Origin of the sequence: Yinghuangia soli, assembly GCF_021502675.1 — a bacterium.
Taxonomy (GTDB): Bacteria; Actinomycetota; Actinomycetes; order Streptomycetales; family Streptomycetaceae; genus Yinghuangia; species Yinghuangia soli.
Map to the genome: position 1 here is coordinate 1 of NZ_JAKFHA010000082.1, position 2,059 is coordinate 2,059.

Sequence of the window (2,059 nt, forward strand, 5' to 3'; positions counted from 1 at the left end):
ACCCGTCTCACCCAAACCGCGATACCCACAGGCCGCACCACTCGCGCCCCCGCCGACCCACCCCGGGAACCGTCTCACCACACCTGCGACACCCCAGGCCACACCGGCCCTCGCACCGCAACCCACCGAGCGACAACATCGGGGGATGTATGGACTGCGCGGTACGGGTGGCTGTGTGCACCGGAGCGACAGCAGTGCTGGCCAGCTGGTTGACCGGCCGTGGCCACGTTCGGGCCTCACAGGTCCAGGCGCAGGCAGCGGCCGAGACACATCACCGAAGCACCTTACGAGAAACGCGACGCCTGGCGTACCTGGAGTTGATCGAGCAGGCCCACGTGGTGAGCGAGCTTCACTGGCGCCTGAGCGACGCCAACGAACAACCACCGGATCCGGCAGCCCAGGCAACGCGCATCGAAGAGCTACGGGTGCAGTTGCGTGAAGCATTCGCTCCACTGATGCAACGGGTTCGCATCACCGTCCTGGAAGGGCCGGTACCGGTGGCAGACGCCGCGCAAGCTCTCCAGACCGCGGCCTTGGCGGCCAATCGCGCCCTCTGGGCACTCACGCAGAACACAGGCGCACACGAGGCCTTCGACCAAGCCCACAGGCAGTTTCGATGCGAGCTCGACCATTTCATCGAGATAGCCCGAGAAGCCATGGATCACCCGTAACCGCGGGTGGATCTACAGGCACGCAGCACGCGCCCATGGGCATCCAGCGGCGGAAGCTCGTGTACTGCGATCCGGCATCCGAGTGGTGTATCAACTCGCCTGGCTGAAACGGGCATTGGTCGCATCCGCGCTGGCAGATCGCCGTCTTCAGCGCGTCGAGCACGAGCACTGTCTCCTTCTCGGTGGCGTCCGACCAGCCGATGATGCGGCGGGAGAAGGTGTCCACGACGAACACGACGCAGACCACGCCCGCCCAGGTCTTCACATGCGTAAAGTCCGCGAGCCAGCACCGGTTCGGGGCGCAGGCGACGAAGTCGCCAGCGGTAGGCGGCGTCCGGCTCGTCCCACAGGCGGCAGGGCCGTGCCGGGCGGCTGGGAAGCCGCACACGCCCCCCGGACAGTCAGCCGAAGAACCGACGCCGGCGCTGCGCAGCCGGCATGCTCCTCGTCCCGCGCCTCATGCTCGGCGGTGAGCTGCCAACGGTGGACATCGTGGCTGTCCGCACGGGCATCCCCATCATCCTGCTCGACCAGGACGCACCACACCATCACCGACCACAACCAACCGCCCCCTTGATCGACACCGGCCAAGCTAACACCCGCCATCCGAACCCGATCGCAGAGTGTCCGCAGCGGCCGCGGCCGGGCCGGGTTCCATACCGGGACCGGCGTCCGGCCCCACGTCGGAGAACCGGACGCGGCCGAGGGACGGCCAAGCCCCGAAGGAACGCCTCAGGCTCGCCCTCGAATCCCTGGTCAGAAGACGACAGACCACACCAACGAGCACGCCTGGCTGCTCGGCGGGTAGAACGGGGTGAGAGGAGGTCAAAACCTCGCGTGCCAACGTGTGCCATACGGCGGCGGCATCGGTCGGTTCAGGCCTGAGAGTCTTTGCCGACAACTGCTGCAGCGATCAGCGCGACCAGGTTGTCGGTCCAGCAGTCCGACTCCTTGGTGGCGATGTCGACGCCGCAGGCTGCGCAGACAAGGTTCGGTCCGCCCCGACCGTCCAGTCCGCAACAGCCGTTGCGGCGCCTGCGGTCCGGATGCAGAGCCACACCCGGCACGTCGTCCGGGTGCAGGATAAGCAGCGTTGTGTCGTGGCTGACCGCATAGGTGCCGGGCGCCATGCGCGGCGAGGCAGTGCGCGGGTCGTCGGTCAGCTCACCTCCCGGACCGAACTGTGATGCGGTGACGAACTCGCCGACCCGGAGATCGCCACTGATCGGATGCTCGCAGCTCGCACAGGCAAAGACAGTCACTGCGCTTGCTCCGCTTTGACGGACACCGTCGTTGTGTTGTTCAGGCGGCTGTGAGGGCGGTTTCGTATTCGACGGGTGTGCGGTAGCCGAGGCTGCTGTGGAGCCTGCGGATGTTGTACCAGGCCT

3 protein-coding genes are annotated in these 2,059 nt (G+C 67.0%); 1 reads left to right on the forward strand and 2 read right to left on the reverse strand.

Annotated features, from left to right (window positions below):
* Nucleotides 1-194: 194 nt before the first annotated feature.
* Nucleotides 195-671 (forward strand): hypothetical protein, encoded by a 477-nt coding sequence (locus tag LZ495_RS43595; protein WP_235058859.1) that lies wholly within the window; start codon nt 195-197, stop codon nt 669-671.
* On the opposite strand, the gene LZ495_RS44545 is transcribed toward LZ495_RS43595, so the two are convergent.
* The gene (locus tag LZ495_RS44545) at nt 634-1,059 is read right to left on the reverse strand and encodes a DDE-type integrase/transposase/recombinase (RefSeq protein ID WP_308268977.1); all 426 of its coding nucleotides are present in this window, start codon (nt 1,057-1,059) and stop codon (nt 634-636) included. The genes LZ495_RS43595 and LZ495_RS44545 overlap by 38 nt on opposite strands.
* A gap of 487 nt (nt 1,060-1,546) precedes the next feature.
* On the reverse strand, nt 1,547-1,933 hold the full coding sequence (locus tag LZ495_RS43605) for a hypothetical protein (protein WP_235058861.1): 387 nt from the start codon (nt 1,931-1,933) through the stop codon (nt 1,547-1,549).
* Nucleotides 1,934-2,059: the final 126 nt, after the last annotated feature.